General features: G+C 41.7%; 25 protein-coding genes and 1 pseudogene. 20 read left to right on the forward strand and 6 right to left on the reverse strand.

The window, feature by feature from the left end; genetic code table 11:
• The first annotated feature begins 132 nt into the window (after positions 1 to 132).
• Both T497_RS0107745 and T497_RS0107750 read left to right on the forward strand, forming a co-directional pair.
• Entirely contained in the window at positions 133 to 783 is a 651-nt protein-coding gene (locus tag T497_RS0107745) for a nuclease-related domain-containing protein (protein ID WP_028515130.1), read from the forward strand.
• Between the two features lie 494 nt (positions 784 to 1,277).
• Positions 1,278 to 1,700 (forward strand): VanZ family protein, encoded by a 423-nt coding sequence (locus T497_RS0107750; protein ID WP_242839992.1) that lies wholly within the window; start codon positions 1,278 to 1,280, stop codon positions 1,698 to 1,700.
• A 243-nt stretch (positions 1,701 to 1,943) separates the two neighbouring features.
• Here the strand turns inward: T497_RS0107750 and T497_RS0107755 are convergent, their stop codons facing one another.
• Positions 1,944 to 2,588 carry a Crp/Fnr family transcriptional regulator gene (locus T497_RS0107755; protein WP_028515132.1) on the reverse strand — a complete coding sequence of 215 codons (645 nt, stop codon included), beginning with the start codon at positions 2,586 to 2,588 and terminating at the stop codon, positions 1,944 to 1,946.
• 86 nt (positions 2,589 to 2,674) lie between these two features.
• On the opposite strand from T497_RS0107755, the gene T497_RS0107760 reads away from it, so the two are divergent.
• The 6 genes from T497_RS0107760 to T497_RS0107785 all read left to right on the forward strand — a co-directional run bounded on the left by T497_RS0107760 (position 2,675) and on the right by T497_RS0107785 (position 7,291).
• Positions 2,675 to 3,370, forward strand: coding sequence for an ATP-binding protein (locus T497_RS0107760; RefSeq protein WP_028515133.1), 696 nt, complete (start codon positions 2,675 to 2,677; stop codon positions 3,368 to 3,370).
• A gap of 14 nt (positions 3,371 to 3,384) precedes the next feature.
• Positions 3,385 to 5,013, forward strand: a complete 1,629-nt coding sequence (gene hcp / locus T497_RS0107765) for a hydroxylamine reductase (RefSeq protein ID WP_028515134.1) — start codon at positions 3,385 to 3,387, stop codon at positions 5,011 to 5,013.
• Positions 5,010 to 5,483 (forward strand): pyridoxamine 5'-phosphate oxidase family protein, encoded by a 474-nt coding sequence (locus tag T497_RS0107770; protein WP_028515135.1) that lies wholly within the window; start codon positions 5,010 to 5,012, stop codon positions 5,481 to 5,483. The genes hcp and T497_RS0107770 overlap by 4 nt, the downstream gene beginning before the upstream one ends.
• A gap of 142 nt (positions 5,484 to 5,625) precedes the next feature.
• Positions 5,626 to 6,162: a 3'-5' exonuclease gene (locus T497_RS0107775; protein WP_028515136.1), complete on the forward strand. Its 537-nt coding sequence runs from the start codon at positions 5,626 to 5,628 to the stop codon at positions 6,160 to 6,162.
• A 403-nt stretch (positions 6,163 to 6,565) separates the two neighbouring features.
• Positions 6,566 to 6,997, forward strand: a complete 432-nt coding sequence (locus tag T497_RS0107780) for a GNAT family N-acetyltransferase (protein WP_028515137.1) — start codon at positions 6,566 to 6,568, stop codon at positions 6,995 to 6,997.
• Between the two features lie 27 nt (positions 6,998 to 7,024).
• Positions 7,025 to 7,291: a hypothetical protein gene (locus T497_RS0107785; RefSeq protein ID WP_028515138.1), complete on the forward strand. Its 267-nt coding sequence runs from the start codon at positions 7,025 to 7,027 to the stop codon at positions 7,289 to 7,291.
• A 40-nt stretch (positions 7,292 to 7,331) separates the two neighbouring features.
• On the opposite strand, the gene T497_RS0107790 is transcribed toward T497_RS0107785, so the two are convergent.
• Positions 7,332 to 8,837 (reverse strand): serine hydrolase domain-containing protein, encoded by a 1,506-nt coding sequence (locus T497_RS0107790; protein ID WP_080693329.1) that lies wholly within the window; start codon positions 8,835 to 8,837, stop codon positions 7,332 to 7,334.
• 8 nt (positions 8,838 to 8,845) lie between these two features.
• A complete protein-coding gene (locus T497_RS0107795; RefSeq protein ID WP_028515140.1) occupies positions 8,846 to 9,076 on the reverse strand; it encodes a hypothetical protein in 231 nt (76 codons plus the stop codon).
• A 201-nt stretch (positions 9,077 to 9,277) separates the two neighbouring features.
• On the opposite strand from T497_RS0107795, the gene T497_RS0107800 reads away from it, so the two are divergent.
• Genes T497_RS0107800 through T497_RS0107820 form a run of 5 tightly spaced genes read left to right on the forward strand, consistent with a single transcriptional unit; the run spans position 9,278 to position 16,840 of the window.
• Positions 9,278 to 12,031, forward strand: coding sequence for a type I restriction endonuclease subunit R (locus tag T497_RS0107800; RefSeq protein ID WP_028515141.1), 2,754 nt, complete (start codon positions 9,278 to 9,280; stop codon positions 12,029 to 12,031).
• A gap of 3 nt (positions 12,032 to 12,034) precedes the next feature.
• A complete protein-coding gene (locus T497_RS0107805) occupies positions 12,035 to 13,450 on the forward strand; it encodes a type I restriction-modification system subunit M (protein ID WP_028515142.1) in 1,416 nt (471 codons plus the stop codon).
• Positions 13,447 to 14,853 carry a restriction endonuclease subunit S gene (locus T497_RS17450; protein WP_051530573.1) on the forward strand — a complete coding sequence of 469 codons (1,407 nt, stop codon included), beginning with the start codon at positions 13,447 to 13,449 and terminating at the stop codon, positions 14,851 to 14,853. The genes T497_RS0107805 and T497_RS17450 overlap by 4 nt, the downstream gene beginning before the upstream one ends.
• Positions 14,854 to 14,863: 10 nt before the next feature.
• Positions 14,864 to 15,625 (forward strand): hypothetical protein, encoded by a 762-nt coding sequence (locus T497_RS0107815; protein ID WP_028515143.1) that lies wholly within the window; start codon positions 14,864 to 14,866, stop codon positions 15,623 to 15,625.
• 9 nt (positions 15,626 to 15,634) lie between these two features.
• Positions 15,635 to 16,840: a hypothetical protein gene (locus tag T497_RS0107820; RefSeq protein ID WP_028515144.1), complete on the forward strand. Its 1,206-nt coding sequence runs from the start codon at positions 15,635 to 15,637 to the stop codon at positions 16,838 to 16,840.
• A gap of 223 nt (positions 16,841 to 17,063) precedes the next feature.
• Here T497_RS0107820 and T497_RS0107825 read toward each other — a convergent pair whose 3' ends face one another.
• Together T497_RS0107825 and T497_RS0107830 are read right to left on the reverse strand one after the other, a co-directional pair.
• Entirely contained in the window at positions 17,064 to 17,549 is a 486-nt protein-coding gene (locus T497_RS0107825) for a relaxase/mobilization nuclease domain-containing protein (protein WP_028515145.1), read from the reverse strand.
• On the reverse strand, positions 17,531 to 17,842 hold the full coding sequence (locus T497_RS0107830) for a plasmid mobilization protein (RefSeq protein ID WP_028515146.1): 312 nt from the start codon (positions 17,840 to 17,842) through the stop codon (positions 17,531 to 17,533). The genes T497_RS0107825 and T497_RS0107830 overlap by 19 nt, the downstream gene beginning before the upstream one ends.
• 500 nt (positions 17,843 to 18,342) lie before the next feature.
• Between T497_RS0107830 and T497_RS16195 the strand changes: the two genes are divergently transcribed.
• The 5 genes from T497_RS16195 to T497_RS17455 all read left to right on the forward strand — a co-directional run bounded on the left by T497_RS16195 (position 18,343) and on the right by T497_RS17455 (position 21,421).
• Positions 18,343 to 18,903 carry an SOS response-associated peptidase family protein gene (locus T497_RS16195; RefSeq protein ID WP_080693334.1) on the forward strand — a complete coding sequence of 187 codons (561 nt, stop codon included), beginning with the start codon at positions 18,343 to 18,345 and terminating at the stop codon, positions 18,901 to 18,903.
• The gene (locus T497_RS0107840; RefSeq protein ID WP_028515147.1) at positions 18,900 to 19,358 is read left to right on the forward strand and encodes a tyrosine-type recombinase/integrase; all 459 of its coding nucleotides are present in this window, start codon (positions 18,900 to 18,902) and stop codon (positions 19,356 to 19,358) included. Before T497_RS16195 ends, T497_RS0107840 begins: the two co-directional genes overlap by 4 nt.
• Before the next feature lie 60 nt (positions 19,359 to 19,418).
• Positions 19,419 to 19,619, forward strand: coding sequence for an ATP-binding protein (locus tag T497_RS0107845; RefSeq protein ID WP_028515148.1), 201 nt, complete (start codon positions 19,419 to 19,421; stop codon positions 19,617 to 19,619).
• Between the two features lie 508 nt (positions 19,620 to 20,127).
• Complete coding sequence (locus T497_RS0107850; protein WP_028515149.1) at positions 20,128 to 20,613, forward strand: RNA polymerase sigma factor; 486 nt, start codon at positions 20,128 to 20,130, stop codon at positions 20,611 to 20,613.
• A 4-nt stretch (positions 20,614 to 20,617) separates the two neighbouring features.
• Positions 20,618 to 21,421, forward strand: a complete 804-nt coding sequence (locus tag T497_RS17455) for a zf-HC2 domain-containing protein (protein WP_051530574.1) — start codon at positions 20,618 to 20,620, stop codon at positions 21,419 to 21,421.
• Positions 21,422 to 21,613: 192 nt separating this feature from the next.
• Here the strand turns inward: T497_RS17455 and T497_RS18795 are convergent.
• Positions 21,614 to 21,997, reverse strand: a pseudogene (locus T497_RS18795) (IS66 family transposase); the annotation flags it as partial.
• Between the two features lie 917 nt (positions 21,998 to 22,914).
• On the opposite strand from T497_RS18795, the gene T497_RS17460 reads away from it, so the two are divergent.
• Together T497_RS17460 and T497_RS0107865 are read left to right on the forward strand one after the other, a co-directional pair.
• Positions 22,915 to 23,991: a DUF6329 domain-containing protein gene (locus tag T497_RS17460; protein ID WP_051530575.1), complete on the forward strand. Its 1,077-nt coding sequence runs from the start codon at positions 22,915 to 22,917 to the stop codon at positions 23,989 to 23,991.
• A gap of 13 nt (positions 23,992 to 24,004) precedes the next feature.
• Entirely contained in the window at positions 24,005 to 24,913 is a 909-nt protein-coding gene (locus T497_RS0107865; RefSeq protein ID WP_028515150.1) for a DUF6329 domain-containing protein, read from the forward strand.
• The last annotated feature ends 244 nt before the right edge of the window (positions 24,914 to 25,157 follow it).

Below are 25,157 nucleotides of genomic sequence, written 5' to 3' on the forward strand. Positions count from 1 at the left end.
AAGAAGACAGAAATCTTAGAAGATTATAGATACCATAACCGGATATTGTATAAAAGCTATTGATTCTGTGAATTGATTTCAGCTTCTGCCAACTTAAGCAGAGTAGTTATTTAGTGGAAAGAAGAGATTACGTTGTTCTATTTGGTATTATTGGTCCTTTTGATAGTTGCTGCTGTCATTGGTCTTGTCATGTATCTTGATAATTCCGGTAGCAATAACAGGCACGACTATTCAGAAGATCACAAATCTCCGGGATTATTTGAATGGATGATGACTCCGGAGTATAAACGAGTTGGTATTCGTGGTGAAATAAAAGCTTCGAACGCTATTTCATCTGTTATGCGTCCTGATGATCGCTTATTTACGAATGTAAGTATCAATTACGACGGAAGACCAGCAGAGCTTGATAATGTGATCGTAAATAAATACGGAGTTTTTGTTATCGAGGTCAAAAATTACGCTGGAGCTATTTACGGTAATGAAGATGATTTTGAGTGGCAGAAATACAAAACCACTGATGCTGGGAATACGTACGTTAAAACTGTAAAAAATCCCATAAAACAGGTAAAAAGACAATGCTATCTACTTGCCCGTTATCTAGAATACTATGGAACAAAAGTCTGGGTTAACGGGTATGCAATACTTATTCAGGGAAACAGTCCGGTTGTAAGTGATTATATACTAAATAACATCTATGATATTGAGCATGTTATCCATACTCCAGGGAGGAAAATGCTTTCGCCCCAAACAATTGATGATATTTCTAGGCTTCTTTCAAGATGATAGAAGCTACAGGATGTGAATATAAGCTCAATGATGCAAAAAATAAGCCAGTTCTTCGGAACTGGCTTTTGTAATGTCGATATTGGGTATTGGTTCAGCGGGAGTGTTAGTTGTTACGGAGAAAAAGTAACAACAATTATTGTTACACAATAATTATATATATTTACAAAATCAAAATAATAGGAATTTTGGTATCATGAAGGGATTGTTGTGAGAGCTAATTTGCCTATAGTACCTAGTGTTATTCCAAAGATGCTTGAAAACACTTGCTTCCTTGACTTTGGGCTACTGTGCAGTGTATAATATGGATAGTAAGCAGGTTAATATGATAAACATGGGATTTATCAGCTATCTGCTAAAGGAAGGATGCGGTAGTGACTATGATCGAGATTTCCTATCTACAGATGTTTATTTTTATAACTCTCATTTGGATACTTGTGCGATTCATAATTGCGATCAGATTCAAGAAGTTTTCAGTAAAACGCGAACTTCAGATGCTTCTTGTATACATATGCCTTGTAGTTATTGCAAGATTTGTATACTTCCCGTTACATTTTGTTGACGGGAAAATAGGTACTCTAACGATTGAATTTTCAACTACATTGTCTGACATGATAAGTTTAATCCCGTTCTTTTTTCTCTTTGACAGATATGATGGATGGCTTATCAATATTATAGGGAACATAGCAATGTTTATACCAGTAGGAATAGTATGGCCTATCTGTTTTAGAAAGCTCGATAGTATCAAAAAAACTGTGTTTGCCGGTATTTTTTTTATTATCTTTATTGAGCTTTCCCAGTTGTTATGTACAGAAAGGCATACAGATATTGATGACGTGATACTAAATACAAGCGGTGTTTTGATCGGAGCGTGTATTCTATTTGCTATACGAAAAAGTCGTAATGATGTGCCTTAGTGTAAAATATCTGAATGCCGCCCTGATGAAGGGCGGCCCTCTATTTACCTTACATTGTAATGAACTCCATCGGAGATCGGCTCTACGGCAACGATTATTTACATAGACGAAATGTACAATGTTTTCATATCATGGTCGGACGGGAAGCTGTCCTCGTTCTCGGATAAACAGGTCTTGAAAGGCTTTGAAAAAACAGGAGCATAAAAAAGCGCAGATGGCTAAAATTGGTCATCTGCGCTTCTGTTATATGATCTCAAAATGGTTCTTCCTGCATCGTATCAGTCCGTCCCTCTGCATCTTGCTCAATTCATTTGATAGCACAGAGCGTTCCACATTGAGGTAGTCCGCAAGCTGCTGACGGTCAAAGGGTATATCAAACGCACGGGAATGCTTTTGAACCGATACGGTATTAAGATACGCCATAATACGTCCACGCACCTGTCTTGGAGCAGTATGAAAGCTCCGGCTCGATAGATGCAGATTTTTTCTTGTGGTGATAGTGAGAAGATTTGCAAGAAGTCTCGCCCTTATCGTATCGTTGAGGTCAGCGAGCGACTTCATGCTCAGAAAAACAACAGTGCAATCCTCAGCGGCGCAGACATCGACCAGCATAGGCACATCAGGCAGGAGTGCATAGCTCTCCGCAAAGAACTGCCCTTCGCCCACAAGGTTGAGAATCGTGCGGTTTCCCCACATATCGTTGCTCTCCACGGTAACGCTACCTGCCGTGACAAAGCAGAGCTTATCGGTGATCTCTCCCGATGAAAATATCATCTCACCTTTATTGTATTTCTTTTCGGCTACATTAAGGGCTTTCAGAAGCTCAGATATTTCGGTATCATCAAAGCCCTTGAACAGTATCGAATTATGCAAAACTGAAATATCCATATTTTTCTCCCAAAATGTTGTAATTACAACATACTTTCTTCTCTGATTATACTATAATGGATACAGAAAGTCAAGGAGGTATGGCTATGATACGGAAAATAATTGAGATAAACGAAGAAAAATGCAACGGCTGCGGTCTGTGTGCAAAGGCTTGTCATGAGGGTGCGATCGCTATCGTGAACGGCAAGGCAAAGCTCATGCGTGACGATTTCTGTGACGGCTTCGGGGACTGTCTCCCAGCCTGTCCTATGGACGCTATTCACTTTACCGAGCGTGAAGCGGCGGCTTATGATGAAAAGGCGGTGAAAGAAAACAAGCAGAAAAAGTCTGCGTGCAGCGGTTTCACCTGTCCGGGCTCGGCTTTGCAGAGCTTCACACCGAAAGAAACTGACAGCAATGTTAGTGTTTCAAGCTGTCTGAGACAATTCCCGATACAGATAAAGCTCCTGCCTACAAATGCACCATACTTCAACGGTGCTGATCTGCTTATCGCTGCCGATTGCACAGCTTACGCCTACGGGAACTTCCACCATGATTTTATCCGTGGGAAGATTACGCTCATCGGCTGTCCGAAGCTCGATGCTGTTGATTACTCCGAAAAGCTGACGGAGATATTCAGAAATAACGATATAAAGAGTATTACCCTCACAAGAATGACCGTACCATGCTGTGGAGGTATGGAGTATGCGATAAAACGTGCGATAGAAGCAAGCGGTAAGGATATTCCGCTTGAAGTTGCAGTCATTTCGCCGGACGGCAGTATCGTTGAGATAAGAAAATAATGGAGGAATATATCATGGAACAGAAAATGTTTTGCTATCAGTGTCAGGAAACAGCAGGCTGTAAGGGTTGTACCGCTTGCGGTGTCTGCGGTAAACAGCCTGAAGTCGCAGCAATGCAGGACTTGCTTGTGTACGTTACAAAGGGGCTGTCTGCGTTGACAACTCAGCTCCGTGCAGAGGGAAAGACTGTCGATAAGACTGTTAATCATCTTATCAGCGTGAACCTGTTTATCACGATCACCAATGCCAATTTCGATCTTGACAGCATTACCACTAAGGTTACTGAAACACTTGCAGTCAAAGAAGAATTGCTCGGACAGGTGCAGAATAAAGAATCCCTTCCCGAAGCAGCTCTTTGGAACGGTTCGGACCATGCCGAGAAAGCAAAGACTGTCGGCGTACTTGCAACAGAGAATGAGGATATACGCTCTCTGCGTGAGTTGATAACCTACGGTCTGAAAGGTCTTGCGGCATATACAAAACACGCAAACGCTCTGCTGAATGATGATGAGGAGCTTGATGCTTTCTTACAGTCGGCTCTTGCTAAAACACTTGATGACAGTCTGTCGGTCGATGACCTTGTGGCTCTCACGCTGGAAGTCGGCAAGTACGGCGTTCAGGGTATGGCTGACCTTGATGCTGCAAATACTACAGCATACGGCAATCCTGAGATCACGACAGTTGATATCGGTGTCCGCAAAAATCCTGCAATACTGATCTCAGGTCACGACCTGAAAGACCTTGAAATGCTCCTTGAGCAGACAAAGGATACGGGAGTTGATGTTTATACGCACTCGGAAATGCTACCTGCGCATTATTATCCGTTCTTCAAAAAGTATCCGCATTTCGCAGGAAACTACGGCAATGCGTGGTGGAAGCAGAAAGAGGAATTTGAGAGCTTTAACGGTCCGGTGCTGATGACCACAAACTGCATCGTTCCGCCGAAGGACAGCTACAAGGACAGGCTTTGGACAACAGGTGCCGCCGGCTATCCGGGCTGTAAGCATATTGACGTACCCTACGGCGAAGTAAAGGATTTCTCGCCGATCATCGAACAGGCTAAGAAATGTCCTCCGCCTACCGAGATCGAAACAGGCTCTGTTATCGGCGGCTTTGCCCATGAACAGGTATTTTCACTTGCCGATACAGTTGTAGAAGCTGTAAAATCGGGGGCTATCCGCAAATTCGTAGTCATGGCAGGCTGTGACGGCAGAGCGAAGTCCAGAAGCTACTATCAGGAATTTGCTGAGAAGCTGCCAAAAGATACAGTTATTCTCACCGCAGGCTGTGCGAAGTACAAGTATAACAAGCTCGACTTAGGCGACATCGGCGGTATTCCGAGAGTTCTCGATGCAGGACAGTGTAATGATTCTTATTCTCTGGCGTTGATTGCTCTGAAGCTGAAAGAGGTATTCGGGCTTGATGATGTAAATGATCTGCCTATTGTTTATAATATCGCTTGGTATGAGCAGAAAGCAGTCATCGTTCTCCTTGCGCTGCTGTATCTCGGAGTGAAGAATATTCACCTCGGACCGACACTGCCTGCGTTCCTGTCTCCGAATGTGGCAAAGGTTCTTGTAGACAGCTTCGGCATTGCAGGAATTACAACCGTTGACGAGGATATGAGGATTTTCGGCTTATGAGAAGAAAAGACCGTGAAGTGACCGATCTCAGCGAGATCATAGAGATCATGAAAAACTGCGATGGATGCAGACTGGCTCTGAATGATGACGGCTTTCCGTACATTCTGCCGCTGAATTTCGGTATGGCGGTGAACGGAGATAAGATCACTCTCTATTTTCATAGTGCTTTGGAGGGCTACAAGGTCGGGCTTATCCGGAAGGATAATAGAGCATCATTTGAAATGGACTGCAAGCATGAGCTGCAATACTTTGAGGATAAGGGCTACTGCACGATGGCATACGAAAGTGTGATCGGCAGAGGGCATATCCGTATCCTGTCGGAAGAAGAAAAACTGCCTGCGCTGAAACTGCTCATGGCACATTATCATGACGGAAAAGATATGCCGTTCAGCACGGCGGCGATACCGAGAACGCTTGTATATGCCCTTGAGGTCGAAAGCATAACAGGTAAAAGAAAGCCTGTAAAATAATTCTGACTTTGAATCCAATGGGTTCAAAGTAGATGATAGAAAAGCTCTCAGCAATGAGGGCTTTTCTTTTCCTGCCGATTGACCTTTCGCCCGTGGTATGGTATAATTATCCTGAGAGCCACTGCAAGAGGAGTAATGTGAAATGGCAGTCTATATCGTGTTTGACGTTGAAACACCTAATCATGTGAACGACCGTATGAGTGCGATAGGAATAACAGCGATAAAGGATAACAAGATCGTTGCGAACTACTTTTCGCTTGTTGATCCCGAAACGCATTTCGATAGCTTCAATACACAGCTCACGGGTATAGATGCTGATAAGGTCAAAGGTGCTCCGAACTTTGCGGAGCTTTGGAAGAAGATAGAGCCAATTATGAGCAAGGGTATCCTCGTTGCCCATAACGCTGTCTTTGATATGAGTGTCCTGCGCTCCTGCCTGCGGAACTACGGTATTACATGGAAACCGAGTGCGGAATACCTTTGTACAGTCCAGATCGGCAGGCGCATCCTTCCCGATATAAAGCATAACCTCAATGTGATGTGCGATCACTACGGCATCGCCCTCGACCATCACAAGGCGGACAGCGATGCTCACGCTTGTGCGGAGATTCTGCTCAGGTACATGGAAAGCGGTGTCGATGTGAGTGGGTATGTAAAGAAGTTCGTTCTGTCACCATAAACAAGTATACAGAGCTGTTGCTGACATAGCAATGGCTCTTTTTCTTTTTGAAACGATGCAGAAATGAATTTTTGAATATCTGTTATGAAATAATAAAATTTTGGTTTTCTGAGCAGAAGTGAAAGTTTGGCGTTCTGATTTGATATAATAATAGTTTAGGTGGGGGCAAACGCCCCACCATTATCTATAATCAGTTCTCACGCTACTGTTGATATCCAACCATACCCCTGAACAGCCATATCAACAAAATGAAAACCGCCCGTGAAGGGCGGCAATGAATTGAAGTTTTAAGACATAGTATTTTTGCTGTCAGCTTGGAAGCACTTTGGTATTTCTATTGACAAATCCTTAAGCTGAATGTTATAATACCTACAACGATAAATCGAAATTTGTGAGGATGGTTATGAGAATTATGTTATGCGAGAATGCAAATTGGCTGCGGTCAGAAGAAGCGTTCGCGATCTATGCTTCCTGTATGTATCGTCCGAAATACGAGGACTATAAAGCACAGATGGAAGACTATTTGCTCGATTCATCAGTGAAAGTATTTGTATGTGAGAATCGCGGCATGAAAATGGGCATGATGGTCCTAATGCTTTTAGAAGATACTGCTGAAATCATCGGAATAGCCGTATCCGATAACGCACGCCGTAAAGGAATTGGAAAACAACTGATACAATGTGTAATGAAATCGGAGAATCTGGAAAGCGTCAAAGCTCAAACGGATGACGATTCAATCGGTTTCTACCGAAAATGCGGCTTTTCAGATGAGAGAATCGTCGTTGAATACCCCGATGGGGCAGCTGTTCGATATAACTGCGTTCTGCATAAATAGATATATTCTGATTTACAGGAGATGACAATGAAAAAACTGGGCGAAGAAAAAAGATATAAGCATAAATTGAATATGCTGGAGCCGGGTACAAAGATGCTTAAATGCATTGGCATCCTGAGCCTTATAGGCATACTGTTATACGTCTTTCAGTTTAGGATAATAGCTTTTTGCGTATGGGCGGTATCAGGAATTATTTTTGCCATCCTACTGATTTTATTAGCCATAGAAGCACATCAGGACAATGTAATGAATGAAATCACTATGAAAGAAAATAAGAAAAACGGAGAAAACTGATTCGAGTATTCTTAAACGGACGGTCTCCAAGTCTGATAATTCAGCTGTTGCGCCTTTTGATGATATATCGCTTAATACTTGTAATGATCAGTAATATGAACAATACATCGAGAAACAGTCCCATAACGACAGCCGACTGACCGCCCCATGCCCAGACCTTTTGATATCCAAACCCAGGATATCCCATCACGGCACCAAGGATATATGGCAGTGATACTGAAAGGGAAAGCAGAGGTATCAATAATACAAGCCTTGCACAAAGCAGGGCTTTTTCCTTTTTCGGAGAACTTGTTTTCTTCATTAGCCGCTTTTTCTGCGTAAGAAGCATTATCAGCACAAAGAGTATTATTAAGGAAACTGCGATTGAGATAACAGAGGCAATGATGTCGATTATCAACATATCGCACTTCACTATTTCGGTATATTCGTTGTGACCGGTAAGCTTTCCAAAGCAGCTTCTCATTGCATACCATTGAGTATTTGCCGTAGAATTGCAATCTGTAAAAACGGCTGTTTCTTTGGCTGGATCTATTATTACCTGAGCCTTATAAGTCGGATTCCAGCCTCCGTGTTCAATTATCCCGTCATCTGAGATATACCAGCCGTTGAAATAACTGCTGTCAGATGAGTCACTTCTTATTCCGTCACTTGGATAATGCGCTTCGATTATTTCGTGAGATGCAGCAATAGCGTTTGCCAGCTTATCGGGAAGATCAAGCTTTCCCATCTGCGCCTTCAGCCATAAAGCCATGTCTGAAGCAGTTGTTACTGCATACCCTTCGCCTTCAATACCTTTTGCATGAGGATCATTGTAAGGTTTAAGTGTATTCCAGAAGTATAAATATCCCTGTGCTACGGGCAGATCATAACCGCTGTGTGTCATACCTATAGGCTGCATTATCTCTTTTACAACATATTCGTCAAATGAAATGCCGCTTACAGTTTCAACAAGATACGCAAGGATGCAATAACCAAGATTACAATATTCAAAAGTTTCCCCGGGAGCATACTTCAGTTCAAGGTTTTCAGCAATATGAGCTATTTCTTCTTCATCTGCATCAGTCCTGATAGGATATTCAGCCATTGTCGCTGCATTAGGTATGCCTGAACAATGATTCAAAAGGTGCCATATCTTTATATCCGCATCTTTTCCCTTATATGTAACGTGCCACCAGGGGATATACTCAGAAACACTATCATCTATAGAGAGTTTTCCTTCTTCTTGTAATAGCAGTACAGCCAATGCCGTAAACGCTTTTGAACATGAGCCGATATGTACGAGAGTATCTTCGGTCATGGGAGTTTTATCCTTAATATTGGCATATCCCCAGGTCTTGAATCCTACATCTGATCCTTTGACTGCTACAACGGAGAGTCCGGGAGTTTTATCTATTTCAATGGAACGCTCAACGTAAGAAGTCCATTCGGCGTCATTCAGAACTGAGTCTACATCTGCTGCATATGCAGTGACCGATGTGCCTATGGTAAGCGACAGTACTGTTACTACAATGACTGCCTTTTGCAACATTTTCAATATTAGCTTCATATTTTCCTCTATTCAACATCCAAAAATTTCTCGACAACAGTCATTATCTTCTCAAGGCGCTTACCACCGATACCTTTGATCTTACTGAGTTCAGCCTCAAGAGCCGGGAGATCAATGGTTTTGCCTTGTTCTCCGAGAAGCTCGTCTCCATACTGAAGAATGAATTTTGTAAGCTCCTCTCGGTTCATTTTCTTGATTTTCTTATACGTGTCTCTGTCAATAATCTCTTGATTTGCCATATGTAACTCCTTTATCATTTCTCTTATCACCAATTATAGCACATCGCAGGTAATATGTAAATACATATAGCAGAACCGCAACAATGGGCAGCATACCTTGCTTGTTTAAATGATTACTTAATTCAGCGGATATCTATTGCCTTTTCTGTTGAAATAAGCTATAATATACATATATGATATCTTCCGAAAGGTGGTATAGTTATGCTCCCAGAAGAGAAAGCTCGTGTTAAAATAGACGATAAGCTCAACAGAGCCGGCTGGTATGTTGTTGACAGGGACGAGTATGTCCCACAGACTACTTCTGCTATCAGAGAAGCATTGACTCAGGGCAATAAAGAGAGCGACTATCTGCTTTTCGTAGATAATAAGGCAATTGCCGTTCTGGAGGCAAAAAGAGCTGATAATCCTCTCGGAGAAGATGTTGAATCACAGGCAGAGAACTACGCCCGTACTCCACTCTCATGGTATGGCTTATGGGAGAATGGTTTTATTCCGCTTGTATATATGTCAAACGGTGAGAAGATACTGTTCAAGAACCTGCTATCTGAGGATGAGGACTACGTTGAAATTGATACGATGCATACTCCCAAGGAGATGCTACGCCTGATTAAGCGTTCTTCTGAGTATGGAGCTTTGCCAAAACTTGAGAAGCAATCTCTCAGAGATTGCCAGTATAACGCAGAACTTAACTTTGAGAAGTCCATTAAGAACGGAAAGAAAAAGAACCTGGCAGTATTAGCTACAGGTAGTGGCAAGACCTACCTTGCCTGTCTCGCAAGCTATCGTCTGCTGAACTATACTTCCACAAAGCGTATACTGTTCCTTGTTGATAGAAATAACCTCGCAAGGCAGACCGAGAGTGAGTTCAGTCAGTTCAATATGACTGAGAATAAAAAGGAAATGAACGTCCTTTATGATATAAAGCGCCTTAAACGCGAAGGGGATCTAAAGGGCGATATTGTCATATCTACAATTCAAAAGCTCTTTGCTATTATGACAGGACAAGCTGTCAGCGACGACAGTGAGGATGCTGAGGATGAGCGTATCACCGAGAGTGAGGAAAAGAACGACGATACTGTTATCCAGCTCGGAGACGACCTTACTATTCCTCCAGACTATTTCCAGTTCATAATAGTCGACGAGTGCCATCGCTCAATATATGGAAAGTGGAAGGCTGTGCTTGATTACTTCAAGGGAGCCAATATACTTGGTCTTACAGCTACTCCTACGTCGGAAGCATACGCTTATTTCAATAATAATATCATTGAAAACTACACCTATGAACACTCGGTAGTTGACGGCGTAAACGTACCCGCTCGTGTATACCGTATCATGACGGAGGTTACCGAGTACGGTGGTTCTCTTGATAAAGGCACATCAGTAACTGAAAAAGCCAGAAGAACAGGCGCTGATACAACCTATATCATTGATAAGGATAAAGAATATGAAAACAACCTGCTGGACAGGTCCATTGTAAACCGCCAGCAGATACGCGAAGTACTGGAAGTTTTCAAGAAGTCTATATATGAAGATCTTTACCCTGAGCGTGAAAAGTCATGGGAATATATCCCCAAGACTCTTATCTTCGCCAAGAACGATAATCATGCAACGGAGATAGTAGAGGCTGTCAAGGACGTATTCAAGCGTGAATTCCCTGACAATGAAGTACCTGAGCATTTTGTTCAGAAGATCACTTATTCATCCGATGATTCAAACGGACTTATCCGTGATCTGCGTAATGAGAAGGACTTCCGTATTGCAGTAACAGTAACTCTTGTAGCTACAGGTACTGACGTAAAACCTCTTGAGATAGTACTCTTCATGAAGGACGTTATGTCTGAGGTACTTTATACACAGATGAAAGGCCGCGGCTGCCGTGTTATCAATGAAGATAAACTACGTGAAGTAACGCCCAATGCTGATGTCAAAGAATGCTACTACATTGTCGATGCTATCGGCGTAACAGAACATGAAAAGGATATGCCGGGGCCAGGCCCCGGTCCAGGTCCTGTTATACGAAGATTAACGCTTGAACAGCTGCTTGAGCGTCTGTCACATAATGAACTAAGTGACGATAACCTGTTCCTGCTCCGTGACTATTGTGCTATGATAAACAGGCGTTATGAGGATAACCGCTTCTTCGGACATCATTTGCAATACTTCATTGACAACTATGGCTACTCCCCGAAAGACCTTGCAGCTTCTATACAGGAAGCTTTTGACGACGGACAGCTTCCGCCTTATGTAAGTCCTTCGGATGACAACCATATCCGTATGACTCTAATCGACAGGCTCATCAGCAATATACCTGCAAGGAAGAAGCTCCTTGAAATGAGACAGGGATATATCCTCACAACTGACGAGGATCCCGATACGCTTATAAGCGCAGGATTCTCCAAGGAGACTGCCAAGACATATACCGAGAACTTTGAGAAATACATAAACGACAACAAGGACAGTATCGAGGCTCTGCGTATCATATACAACTCGGAAGATACGCTGATAACACACTCTATGCTTATAGACCTAAGAGACAGGCTTCTGTCTGAGAGCAGTCATTTCAGTGCTCCGCAGCTGTGGAAGTACTATAAGACACTCGATCCGGGCAGCGTTGACGACCTTGATACAAGAGCTAATGTAAAGGCACTCACTAACCTGATACAGCTTGTCAGGTACGCATATAACAAGAACCTCAAGCTGACAAGCCTTATGAACGGCTTTGTTCAGCGTTTCAACCTGTACTGCGGTCAGACGCAGCGTGATCTTACTCCTGACCAGATCGATGTTATGAAGCAGATAGCTGAATTCATCGTCAATGACGGAGCTATCACCGTTACTGACCTCAACGAGATCAACACTGACCTATGGAGACAGGGTATCCGTACATTCGGACAGGTTCCGAAGTTCAGTGAAGAGATCACTGCATTATCAAGAATATTACTAAAGGCGGCTTAATTTATGGCAAATCAGAAAACCGAATCTGCACTTCTGAAAAAAGTATGGGATATAGCAAATGTACTGTCAGCGGCAGGCGTTGGCTTTACGGACTATATCACCCAGCTCACATATATCCTGTTCCTGAAAATGGACGATGAAAAGGAAGAATTCGGTCTCGGCAGTTCTATTCCCGAGGACTGCAAGTGGAAGGCTCTTATCAAGGAGAACGGCGACGATCTCGTTAAGAAGTATGAGGAGATACTGAAAATTCTCTCCGATGAGAAAGGTCTTATCGGTACTATCTTCACAAGAGCTACAAACAAGATAGACCGTCCCGTTATGCTCAAAAAGGTGCTTGATATGGTATCTGAGGAGAACTGGTACCTTATGGACGGCGACTTCAAGGGAGCTATCTATGAGGGCATACTTGAAAAGAACGGACAGGACAAGAAGAGCGGAGCAGGTCAGTACTTCACGCCAAGAGCGCTTATCTCCGCTATTGTGGACGTTGTTGATCCGAAGATAACCGAGACTGTTGCCGATCCGTGCTGTGGTACGGGCGGATTCCTGCTGGCAGCTTATGACCATATGAAGAAGCAGAGCAAGGACTCCGAAAAGCAGAAGTTCCTCAAGAATGACGCTCTTTTCGGTGCGGATAATACCTCTCTCGTTGTGACGTTAGCTTCGATGAACCTGTATCTGCACGATATAGGCACAAAGAAAAGTCCGATAGTATATCAGGACTCCCTGCTTGATACCTCGGACAAGCTTTATGACGTTATCATCACTAATCCGCCTTTCGGAACCCGTCCTCAGGGCAGTGTTGCCATTGACTTCGACGGACGTGGATTCATAGAGACTTCCGATAATCAGGTAAACTTCTTACAGCACATCATGTCTATCGTAAAGACAGGCGGACGTGTTGGCGTTGTTCTGCCTGACAGCGTTCTCACGGACGGTGGCGCTACGAAGAAGGTCCGTGACAAGCTGATGAAGAATTACAACCTGCATACTATCCTGAGACTTCCCACAGGCATATTCTACGCAAACGGCGTAAAGACAAACGTGCTGTTCTTTGAAAAAGGCAAGCCTACGCAGGATATATGGGTATACGACTACCGCACAGATGTCAAGCACACTATGGCTACAAAGCCTATGACAAGGGCTCACCTTGATGAATTTGTAGAGTGCTACTGTGCAGGTCATATGCAGGACAGAAAGCCTACCTGCTCCGAGGAGAATCCCAACGGCAGGTGGAGACGTTTCAGCGCTGAGGAAGTAAGTCAGCGTGAGGACCTGAACTTCAAGTGGATAGACTTTACCGAGGAGGACGAGCGCTCTGTTGACGAGATAATCGGCGATATGCAGGCGCAGGCTGATGTTATCAATGACGCTCTGGCTTCTCTGAGGGAGATACTTGGAGGGATAAGCCTGTGATAGATACAAAAGCACTGAGAAGCCGTATCCTTGACCTCGCCATTCAGGGCAAGCTGACAGAGCAGCTTCCGAGTGACGGCACTGCGGAGGAATTATATCAGCAGATACAGGCTGAAAAGCAGGCTCTTATCAATGAGGGCAAGATAAAAAAGGAAAAGCCTTTGCCAGAAATATCGGCGGATGAAATACCTTTTGAGATTCCGAGCAATTGGAAATTGGTTAATTTTGGCGATATTATGTGGAATCGTGATTCAGAACGTATTCCTGTATCAGTTGCAGATAGAAAGAAACTTAAAAAAGTCTATGATTACTATGGAGCATCGGGAATAATTGATAAAGTTGAAGATTATCTTTTTGACAAAAGATTGTTGCTTATTGGTGAGGACGGAGCCAACTTATTAAGTAGGAGCACTCCTATAGCTTTTATGGCTGAAGGCAAATATTGGGTAAATAATCATGCTCATGTTTTAGACTGTTATATTGAGAACTATTTGGATTTTGTATTGTATTACATAAATGCAATTAGCCTTGTTCCCTATGTAACTGGGTCTGCACAGCCTAAGCTAAATCAAGATAGAATGAACAAAATCCCTGTCCCACTCCCGCCCCTCGCCGAACAAAAGCGTATAGTTGAGCGGGTTGAGGAGATATTCCGTTTACTCGATACCATTGACAAGGCACAGGAGAAATACTCCGCAGATTCGCAGATACTCAAAGCCAAACTCATTACCGCAGGCATTCAGGGCAAGCTCACAAAACAGCTCCCCTCCGACGGAACTGCCGAGGAACTCTATCAGCAGATACAGGCGGAGAAACAAAAGCTCATCAAGGAAGGCAAGCTCAAAAAGGAAAAGCCCCTGCCGCCTGTCTCACCTGAGGAAGTGCCTTTCGAGATTCCGGAGAATTGGATGTGGGTTCGTTGGGGCAATTTATCAGAGTCTATACAGTATGGCTATAACGCCCCCGCAAAACAAAGTGGAAGAATTAAAATGGTGAGAATAACCGATATTCAAGACAATAAGGTGCAGTGGAATAGTGTACCATATTGCGATATTGATGAAGAGAGTATCAATAATTACATTCTTAAAAACAATGATATTCTGTTTGCAAGAACAGGAGGAACAGTAGGAAAATCGTTCATAGTTGATAATATCTCTGAAGAAGCAGTATATGCAGGATACTTGATTAGAACGAGATACAGTTCTAATCTATGCGGAAAATACTTAAAACTATTTATGGAAAGCGATTTTTATTGGAAGCAGTTGCGTCAAGGAACAACTGCAACCGCACAGCCTAACTGTAACGGTCAAACACTCTCTAAAATGATAATCCCACTCCCACCACTCGCCGAGCAGAAACGTATTGCTGATGTGCTGGAGAGGGCGTTGGGGGCGCTGGATTAAAGGAGGCATTATGACTGATATTGAAAAGCTCAAGGAAATAATCGATGAGATTGATGTGCTTATTGAGCATAAAGTAAAAGACAGTACTCCTGAGTTTAAAGCTTGGCATAACAAAGCTAAAAGCTTTATGTATCATCATTTCGGTTCTGATAGCCCTGAATATGATGATTTTTGTAGCATTCGTTTTTCATTTCGCGGAAATCTAATGAAGCATACTCCGGATAGTATATATATTGAGAGTTGCAAGAAAGGTCTTGATACGGCAAAACTAGGCCTGCAAAACTACCTTACTGAGTTATCTGATAGTGAATCAGATACATTTGATTCTGAAAAGGAAATAGAGCGTATCTTTACACGTTTTAAGGAAGTTGCTTTGCAACTGACAAGAAGACATGCCAAACGTGAGACTTTAATAATTAATGATGAATACGATGTACAGGATTTGTTACATAGCCTTTTGAAGATGTATTTTGATGATGTGCGTGATGAAGAACCTGTACCTTCATATGCAGGCGGTTCATCCCGTACAGACTTCTATATTCCCGATATAAAAACATTTATCGAAGTGAAAAAGACACGTTCGGGATTGAAGGATAAAGAGTTAAGGGATCAGCTTATTATTGATATTGAACAGTATCAGAAGCATCAAGGCTGTGAGAAAATATACTGCTTTGTGTATGATCCTGATAGAAAACTAAGAAATCCTGCTGGAATAAAGAAAGACCTTGAGGAAAAACATCAAGGTCTTGTAAGGGTGTTTATTGAGTCATAGGTATATGATATGAATAAGCAGGAAAGAGAAAAGAAGGAACGAGAATCAAAATGCTTAAACACAGCAATCAATAATCTCCTGTCTCAAAAGGGTGATAGTAAGCGTATTGGCAAACTGATGTCAGGTATTGATGTTGAACGCGACTCAGGAGAAAGACCTGACTTTATACGTTATTTAGTTCCTAAAAGCCCAAATGAAAGAGGTATTGTAGTTGGTATTGAGCAGTTCAGAGTTGATCATATCTCGAACTTGACAAAGAATGACAGGTATCAATCCCTGGGAATAATACATCAAAAACGCACGGAAGCTTACTATAATAAGTGGCGTGAAACAATTCTCAATTCCGAAGGAATTCCCGAAGAATCAATATCTGAAATGTGCGATGTATTAAGCCATCATTCTAACAATGCTGCTTATGCAACGATACATACCTTCATTTCGAGCTTCAAACAGGATATAGATACGCACATGGAAAGTATTGATGAATATGAAAGTGCTATTAGATTTGAAGCAGATAAAAGGAATGCTGACCACATGCTTATCATTCTCATTGAAGTGCATTCTGCGTTTCAGAACCTTTTCTTTCATCACAATAGAAAGATACATTATGAGAATACGCCTGTAATGCTTGTACTTGACGAGTTCATTCAGCTCCTTGAAAAAGCTGACAAGAGAGTAGACTATTATGTTTTAAGCTTCAGCGATACTCTTAATATCAATACAAAAACCATAACTGTCAACGCAAGAGATATACGCGGTTCACTAAAAAAGCAGCATATACCTATCTATCATTACTGCGGTGCTGATTTGTTTCTGTCTGAAAACGAGGCTTTTATAAAAGACTATCACATGGATATGAAGCACGAAGAGCAGGGAGAAAAAATTACTTTTAACGCATCACCATCTATGAGAATGATGCGACCTGAATACAAGCTAAAGTATACATATAATGCTTTAATGATGGTTTACTACTACTACGCTAAAAAAGAGCCAGTTGTATTGGACTTTGATGTTGAAGCAATGTGTGAAGTGTTATTCCCATATATCGTGAACTGGCGAAAAAGTCCAGATGATGACGGAGGTTATGAGCCTGTATTTTGGATAGCACCTACGGAGGAATATGTAAAAAGCGCTTACAAAGAATTTTACAAGCGTTGGAATCTTGATGAGATTCTTAATCAGGATATTTCAACAATATTGGATTCATTAGAATAATACATAGCAAACGCCTTCGTGTACAGAGGGCGTTTTTCATGTTCACGTATAGTTGGTCACAGCAGCAGTTCATTTCAGGATATTGACATTTCCATTGACCGTAAACAGCATCAAACAGCGATCTCCCCTTGCGGGGAGACCATAATATACATAAGTACAGCTGTTTGATAATGTGCATGTTTGGATTTTCTGTCTTAAGCATAATTGAGGGGATTATAAGCGTTTAATACAATGCTTTGTTATCGAATTCAAAAGTACACTTCTGACCAGTAACTTCAGAAACATATTCATTGAAGAAATACATTTCTTCATATCCGGTTGTTATCATCTTACCGTTGAGGTAGCTGACGGAGTTAATGACTAAATGAGCATGCATACTACCACAATGAGTGTCTTTCATGTGAGTACAGTATAAGACTTGATACATTGAGGAAAAATAAGACGCACACTTTTGGGTATATTCCGCAGCAGTTTCAAGGTCTTTCACTTCATCGTTAAAAGCAATCACTATATGCACAAGTGGATTGCCGCTGGTTTTTCCAAAGTATTCTCTAACTATAAGCATCTGGTCATATGCCTGTTTGTAGTTATAAGGGTTAACACCGAAACCACGACGGTAGAGAGCGCGTGCGTCAGATACATATTCCAGAGCATTAAGCAAGTATTCGGTTCCACCGTATGTGTTACGAATTATGATAATTTTTGCCATATTTCATTCATTCCTTCCTGCATAGTCACAACTTCGTCAATAGCAGTTAATTCAACCAGAGAGCATACAAAGTTAGTATGATTCTGAAGGAAAACTAACAACGCCGGTGTAAGAGCGTTTCTACGGTTAACACCCATCATTACCAGATAGCTGTTTACAGACATTCCAGCCTCTTTTGCATTCTCCTTGATCTTTTTACCTTCAGCATCCGAATAGCGTATAGCGGAGACATTATCTCTGCGCTCGGATTCATCGCGGGTATGTGCTTTCTTCTTGTGTTTGTAATAGCTCATATTACTAACTCCTTTGTAATAGTTTATAAGAACGAAGCAACTTGTGTATGATAGTGGGAATATCATCAGACTCAGTATCGTCAGTATGACTCAAGTGGTATTGACGGGGAATAGTAGTGTAATAGATTGAATGATACTAGATGGTCAGATCCTTGATAGTACCGTATACCTTTACTACCTAACCATGTAACATTATCAGTGATTCCACATTGTCGGTATACCAGATTACTTTCTAAATTAGCAAGCCGCTGCGCTCCCATTATACTGTAGTACAAAATTTAACAAAATATACTCCCACAGATGTGGGGGTAACATAGTTGCTTCTTCATTACAAGACAAATACATGACATATACAGAAAACCGCCCCATGTGGGCGGTTCTTAATCCATATTGACTTTTCAGATCATCTGTGTTATAATCATAACAGAACATATATTCTGCTGTTGTGTTGATGGGAGGTGGTCTTCATGTGTATGTCCTTACGAATCGAGCCGAGAGAAATGGCTGAAGTACTCATAAAGCTAAGGAAAATGGCTTTAGCCCAAGATATGTCCATTAAGCTCGGTAAGAGCCTTATCATGTCCGGTGACTTATATCCAGCAGATATAGCTCCTGTTCTTGCACCGAACAAGTATGGGAATATGGCAATATTCCCTATGGCATGGGGATTTACACATCAAGCTACTACCAAGCCTCTTGCAAATTGCCGTATAGAGACTGCTGACAGCAAGCCTCTGTGGAAAGATTCATGGTACAGGAGAAGGTGTGTTATTCCTGCATCATGGTATTATGAATGGGGATATCCAGTATATGAGGACGATAACCGTAGCATGATTGAGCACCGCAATACTAAGAAGATTAAGTTTGCCATACAGACGGAAGGCTCGGATATCACATATATCGCAGGAATTTATCGATATGAGGAGCATGATGGCATGCAGATACCTATGTTTTCAATACTGACGCGAGAAGCAGCAGGCACTGTTAGAGATATTCATGACAGAATGCCGCTAATACTGGATAAAGATAACATAATTGTCTCAATGTGGAGTACGCCGTGAAGCGTGAGCCTGTTGCAGGTACTTCTAAAACTAGATGGGTTCTATCTGAACCGAAAACGGCTGCATCAAAGGCGCTTGTGCCTATACCTGAATCTTTATATCGGGAGATACAGGTCTCTATGAAGGCTCAGACAGAGCAGGCTAAGAAATGCCCGGTGTACATAAATGACCCTTTCATCTGCGGAGATCCGGATACAGGTGATATGATCAGTCCCGACAGGTATCGTGCCTTCTGGGCAAAGCTCAGGGAGCAAGCAGGTTTACCGAAGGATGTAGTCCTGCACTGTTTGAGACACTATGCGGCAAGTTCGCTAATAAGAAGCGGAGCATCTCCAGTAGCAACAGCTCGTATACTCCGGCACGCTCAGAATTCTACGACATTGAATATGTATGCTCATGAGAATCTCTCTGGGGCGTATGAAGCTGTGAAGCTTCTCGATAATACAATTAATTGATACAGTACCCGTAGGCGGCTTTGTGCCGCCTAACGAAAAAAACTTACTGGGCTCTTGAAAATGAGGTACAAAAGCGGTATCTCGGAAGAGGATATGCCCCACATCTGGGAGCGCTACTACAAGGGCAAGCAATCCGAAACAGGCACGGGACTAGGCTTGTTTATCTGCAAGTTCATAATCGAGTCCCACGGTGGAAAAATATGGGCTGAAAGCGAAGTGGGCAAGGGAACATCGTTTATGTTCACGCTGCCTGTTGAATAACAGAAACATAATGCCTACGTACTATGTTTTAAAATGGCATGGAAAATCTGCCAGAGGAATGCATAGTATGTGGGCATCATTTTTGTAAAGATAATGCAAAAACAGAAAAATTGATGTGTTATACTGAAAGAATAGTCGACAAACGCCAAAAAATCTGGTAGAATATAAAAGATAAAACCAGACCAGACCTGCAAATGAGGCAGTTAAAACTTCTTTTACTCTCACCCGACAGTTGGATAGGACATGGTTTGTTTAGAAATAATATTGATCAATGTTTTTATGAGCAATGAAGTGATATAAAGGTGGTTTAACAGCAAAAATAATTAAAATTTTTGCAAAGGTGGTCTGAGGTTGAACATCTTGAATTGCCTTTTTTACAACTTTGGTAATCTGCGATAAAAAGGAATTGATATTTTGGTGGGAGTATGTTACAAAAAAATGTAACGCTTTTCATTTTCAGGGTACTAATATACAGAAGCTTCTGAAATCAATGAAAGGAGGACGGCGGATGAATAAAGAGATTGAAGACTATTATCAGAAATACGGGCAGAAGGTGTATGCATATCTTATAAGTATATGCCGTGAACCTGATACAGCACAGGACTTGACGCAAGAAACATTTCTTCAGGCTTTGCGCTCCCTTAACAAGTTCGACAACAAATGTTCGGTCTGTACTTGGCTTTGCCAGATTGCAAAGTTTCTCTGGCTCAAGGAGCTGAAAAGACGAAAATATCATCCGTCTGTATCAAAGGAACCTGATATTGAGGAACTAGATATCAGCATAATACCACCTGACGACCAGACAGAGAGTACTGATACCAAGATGTACATACTCAGGCAGATACACGAACTGCCCGAACGTGAAAAAGAAATACTGCTTCTCAGAGCAACAGGGGCTATGTCATTTGAGGAGATAGGTCAGCTTTTCGGAAAGAATGCAAGCTGGGCAAGAGTAACGTACTATCGTGCCAAGCAAAAACTCAGAAAGGAGTAATATTATGAGATGTGAAATTATAAGAGATCTGCTTCCTCTATACTGTGACGATGCACTATCTGAAGTCAGCAAGGAAGAAGTTGAAAAACACATTGCTGAATGCAGTGAATGCAGAAAGGAGTATGAGGATATGGAAAAAGGTGATATAAAAATAAATCCGGATCAAAAAAATATCGAGCCAATGAAAAAGGTTAAGAAAAAAATGCGGCTTACAAAAATACTGTTCGGGATAATACTTGCTTTCGCAATACTTCTCGGAACAGCCTATGAGCTTCTTTGCGTACATCCGAGACTTGCAAAGTCCGACCAGATATCATTTATACCTGAAGTAACGAATAAAGGTGTACAATATCAATATCCCAATCCCGATGAAGATGAAAAGCACCCATTTATTGTTCCGATAAGCAACAAGGAAGAAAAAGATATCAAAATAGATAAAGAAAACAACTGTGTATACGTAGACGATGAAAAACTGCTTGACGAAAACGGCAAGCCTGTTCCCGCAAACGGAAAAGTTGTCCCATGGGGTAAAATACGTGTCGGAGTTCATGTTGATACTCCATTCAACGCTGTAAAGGCAAAAATAACAAGTGAAAGCGCTTATTCATTAAATTATGAAGTTGAATTTCGTCCTTGTCTGCCGTTCAGACAGGATATACAACAGGTGATACAGCGTGAGGACAAAACTATGGACTTTGATTATCCGCTTGAAGATATTACTATGGATACAACGCTTATAATACACTGCCGGGATAGAGATGTAGTATTCAGACCATATGAGTTTAGTGGACTCATAATTGAAGAATAATGGTAAGCGTCAAATAAGATATAAAAATATCCTCGCCTATGGCGAGGATAAACTTTATCAATTATTCCACGGTAGAAGTATCGTACCTGACGTGGTTGAAAACAGGTCAGTCAGATACTTTTCAACGTCCATACCGTTAGCCTGTGCTGTTGAAATTATCGAATACAAAAGTGCACTGCATTTTGCACCGCGCTCTGTATTATTGAACAGCCAGTTCTTACGACCTACTGTGAAAGGTCTGATAGCATTTTCTGCTCTGTTGTTGTCGATAGGAACATCGCCGTCTTCAATGAACGTATACAGATATTTCTTTTCATTGAGAGTATATCTGACTGCGTCAACAAGCTTGTTCTTACCACTGAGCTGAAGCTCTTCAGCCCATGCAAAAAAAGCATCAAGTAAAGGCTTGATCTTTACAAGACGCTGCTCATATCTTTCTTCAGCAGTAAGTTCTGTCAGCAGTTTTTCCTCATGATAGATCCTGTTGCAGAACTCTACACCTTTGGCTGCCGCAGATGTTTCGTATGCTGAATTTTCCTTTGGCAGTGCGTTTACCCAGTATCTTCTGACATGGGTAAGACAGCCGCATTATGGACTTCATCAGCCCAACAGCTACCTATTGCAGCTTATCTTCAAATGGCTTTGTTTCACTTATTGCTATGACAGGTGTACTTGCTCTTATCTTGAAAAAAGAGCGTGAAGCAAAACAAAAATAAACTTCAAAACTGACAGCTGTTTATACCGTTCAATGCCACGGCTGCACGAAGTATTTTACCACTTATACCACTTTTTTCACGCAAAAGTATTTTTCTAGAACAATAAAAGCTCTCACAGCCAAAAACTGTGAGAGCCAGATGCTATCGATGAAAATGTGTAGGTAACGAGTAAGTTTAGAAATTCTGAATGATAAATCGTTTCCGTTATTTTTCCGTTATTGTATGAAAAATAGGTATGTATTTAATACAAATCATGGATCGGTTGATATTTGAAAATGGCTAAATATCGGCAATTATGAACGGTAGGTGCAAGTCACATCTTCTAATGTTCAACACTCATAACCCGAAGGTCGTTGGTTCAAATCCAGCCGCCGCAACCAAGTATGATTGACGAAAAAGATGACACGTCAGAAAAAGCCCGATTTATCGGGCTTTTTTGCTGCTCAGATGTCTGGGTAAAACTTGAAAAAATGAATGTTGACATTGGGGCATTTTAGGCTCTTGGCTGGATTTGAACCCTCACAAGAGCAAGTTTTCGACTCAATAAAGGTCAAAATACAGGCAAATCTTGAGGTTATCATCCCAAAATAGTATACAAAGTTTCAGGCTCGGTTTTGGTGCTTATCACGAATTGTGAAAGCATCGAAACCGAGCCTTTCTTTTTGTTTTCAAAACATGTGTAGAAGCGATATCAGCGATTTGTGAGTCTCCTGTGGCAGATACATAGAAAGCAGATCACGCCTGCTGTCTATGAATAAACTGTCAGGAGGAAAACAGATGAAAAAATTCTTCATGAACGGAAAGCTGACGCACAAGGCTTCTGATCATAACACCAAACGCTGTGAGGTTGAGAAATGGGTATTCCTTCCTCATTCCGACTTTGAAAAGCTGAAAGCAAACCCATATCAAGAGCATGAGGCGATCACTGCCGCCAGGGACCTTATGTACGAGGACAAGAATGCCTACCACTGCATAATGTTGCTTGACGAGTACGGTGACGACGGACTGCTCATCGAGGCGGAAGGATTTGATTATCCTCGCCTTTCCATGTTCGTACCTGATGCTAAGTCAATCTACGACAGATACCAGACTTCAGAACCTGAGATAAAACTTCACGACATGATCAAGGATACAGTCGAAAAGATCGCTGAGCTTGCTCACACAGACAAGACAGACTTCACATCGGCTGATATGATCAATATGGACGAGGTCGAGAGCCTTGTCAAAAATGCTATCGTACAGCAGCTCGCTCAGAGAGATGACATCAAAATTGCTGAGAATACCGATATCGGAGTTGAATTTCAGTCGGATATCCATGTTGAGGCAAAGGAACTCACTGAACTGAAATTCTATTGTCCACTGAATATCCAGCGAGAGATCAGACCTTCATTCGATGAGGACGAGGACGAATTCCTTGATGATACCGAGGAACTTTCCGATTATGAGTCTCTTGAATATGAGAGTGAGATCAGCAGTGCTATCGAGGCGTATCAGTGCGATGAAGAAGAAAACTGTGGTATTATGGCGTATCTCGGAGATAGAAAACGCTTCGCCGATAAGGTCTACTCCATATTCCCCTCTGTTGAAAAGGTCGGAGACAGACTCTTAGGCGTGTTTATATGCCAGATCTGTGGCGAACTTGACAGCTACGAGTATGACGAGCTTCTTCAGGAGCTCTCTGGACAGGCATCAGACGGCTGGGGTGAGGGTTTTGAGCAGCATGAGATTCATACTCCCGAGGGAGATATCCACGTCAGTTTCTATGATACTAACGGTGCATGGGAGCTTATGACAGAGAAAGAAGTAAAGGCGGCTCCTGTGTTGCCGTCAGAAGATGTCGAATTAAGAATGTAAGGTGAGATACTCTATGATAAATGTTAATATCCGATATAAGGGAAAGGAACTGTCAACGATTATTCCCAAAAGAAGACAGGAGTTGGCAGAAGACATAAAAAAATCAGGAATTAATCTGCCAGCTGAAAAACTAAAGCTCAGAAACAATGCAAATGATCAGTATCTTGTTGGCCTTTATACTAATAACCCACTTGATGATCTCATTATAGATAGGTTGTGCAAAAATGATAACCTATTCGAACTAAATAATTTGTGCGAGATTCTCGATAACGTTGCAGATCATGATGTTATCTTTAAAACCATCTTATATAGTGATGCTAGATGTATAAACGGCATCAAAAAGCTGTTTGCTGATCACTTTATGGAGTTTTCTGATAAGCTGGTATTGAACACAAATCTTGAGGAGAAACCTGTCAGTTTTGATGTAAAAAAATGTGTAATCGAAAAGGCGATTGCCGTAACTCATAAAAACTTTGAGCATATCTCACGGTTTCCTTTTATGAATGTGGCTTTTATAGAAAGAAACAAGGATTTCATGTACTATGACAACAAGGAGAATATGTATCACTGTATTCTCCTCTATGATATTGATTTTGGTGATGGTATAGTTATAGAGTCTGAAGGTAGCAGTTATACACGATACGCTCAGTATGTACCACAGGCCAAAAACATTTATGAACAATTTCTAGATTCTCACTTGAACGAGATACGCCTTTGTTGCCCAATAGCGATATATCGGCATATCAAGGACTATTCGAAGGATAACTGTATCCTTGTTTTTCACGATTCTGAAAGATATTTTTTGTGTGAGAAGAAAAGCGGAAAAATGAAGCAATATGAATTACACTTTTTCGTTAATGCTGATGGAGGACTTAGTGATGGAGACGCGGATGTTTATGTATCTATTCATTTTATAAATTGAAATGGGATAGATACCGTCCATTCAGTTACAGTTCAGTTACATTTTTCAAATATACTTGACATCTGAATTGTACACGGCTATAATAAAGCCATATTCTAAGAAAGGACGGTGAGCTCTATGACATATTCAGACTCATACAAAAGTTTTAAGAAAATAAAATATTATATGCATGGAGTTTGCCTGCACAGCCGCATAATGCACTGAGATAGGTGTATTGTTTTCGGTATACATTTCTGCGCTCCTG

This window comes from Ruminococcus flavefaciens MA2007 (assembly GCF_000621845.1).
Classification (GTDB): Bacteria; Bacillota; Clostridia; order Oscillospirales; family Ruminococcaceae; genus Ruminococcus; species Ruminococcus flavefaciens_E.

Coding starts and splice junctions, on each gene's coding strand:
- T497_RS0107750 (WP_242839992.1), top strand. CDS start 1,278: ATGCTTCTTGTATACATATGCCTTGTAGTTATTGCAAGATTTGTATAC.
- T497_RS0107755 (WP_028515132.1), bottom strand. CDS start 2,588: ATGGATATTTCAGTTTTGCATAATTCGATACTGTTCAAGGGCTTTGAT.
- T497_RS0107760 (WP_028515133.1), top strand. CDS start 2,675: ATGATACGGAAAATAATTGAGATAAACGAAGAAAAATGCAACGGCTGC.
- hcp (WP_028515134.1), top strand. CDS start 3,385: ATGGAACAGAAAATGTTTTGCTATCAGTGTCAGGAAACAGCAGGCTGT.
- T497_RS0107770 (WP_028515135.1), top strand. CDS start 5,010: ATGAGAAGAAAAGACCGTGAAGTGACCGATCTCAGCGAGATCATAGAG.
- T497_RS0107775 (WP_028515136.1), top strand. CDS start 5,626: ATGGCAGTCTATATCGTGTTTGACGTTGAAACACCTAATCATGTGAAC.
- T497_RS0107780 (WP_028515137.1), top strand. CDS start 6,566: ATGAGAATTATGTTATGCGAGAATGCAAATTGGCTGCGGTCAGAAGAA.
- T497_RS0107785 (WP_028515138.1), top strand. CDS start 7,025: ATGAAAAAACTGGGCGAAGAAAAAAGATATAAGCATAAATTGAATATG.
- T497_RS0107790 (WP_080693329.1), bottom strand. CDS start 8,837: ATGAAGCTAATATTGAAAATGTTGCAAAAGGCAGTCATTGTAGTAACA.
- T497_RS0107795 (WP_028515140.1), bottom strand. CDS start 9,076: ATGGCAAATCAAGAGATTATTGACAGAGACACGTATAAGAAAATCAAG.
- T497_RS0107800 (WP_028515141.1), top strand. CDS start 9,278: ATGCTCCCAGAAGAGAAAGCTCGTGTTAAAATAGACGATAAGCTCAAC.
- T497_RS0107805 (WP_028515142.1), top strand. CDS start 12,035: ATGGCAAATCAGAAAACCGAATCTGCACTTCTGAAAAAAGTATGGGAT.
- T497_RS0107815 (WP_028515143.1), top strand. CDS start 14,864: ATGACTGATATTGAAAAGCTCAAGGAAATAATCGATGAGATTGATGTG.
- T497_RS0107820 (WP_028515144.1), top strand. CDS start 15,635: ATGAATAAGCAGGAAAGAGAAAAGAAGGAACGAGAATCAAAATGCTTA.
- T497_RS0107825 (WP_028515145.1), bottom strand. CDS start 17,549: ATGGCAAAAATTATCATAATTCGTAACACATACGGTGGAACCGAATAC.
- T497_RS0107830 (WP_028515146.1), bottom strand. CDS start 17,842: ATGAGCTATTACAAACACAAGAAGAAAGCACATACCCGCGATGAATCC.
- T497_RS16195 (WP_080693334.1), top strand. CDS start 18,343: ATGGCTGAAGTACTCATAAAGCTAAGGAAAATGGCTTTAGCCCAAGAT.
- T497_RS0107845 (WP_028515148.1), top strand. CDS start 19,419: ATGAGGTACAAAAGCGGTATCTCGGAAGAGGATATGCCCCACATCTGG.
- T497_RS0107850 (WP_028515149.1), top strand. CDS start 20,128: ATGAATAAAGAGATTGAAGACTATTATCAGAAATACGGGCAGAAGGTG.
- T497_RS17455 (WP_051530574.1), top strand. CDS start 20,618: ATGAGATGTGAAATTATAAGAGATCTGCTTCCTCTATACTGTGACGAT.
- T497_RS17460 (WP_051530575.1), top strand. CDS start 22,915: ATGAAAAAATTCTTCATGAACGGAAAGCTGACGCACAAGGCTTCTGAT.
- T497_RS0107865 (WP_028515150.1), top strand. CDS start 24,005: ATGATAAATGTTAATATCCGATATAAGGGAAAGGAACTGTCAACGATT.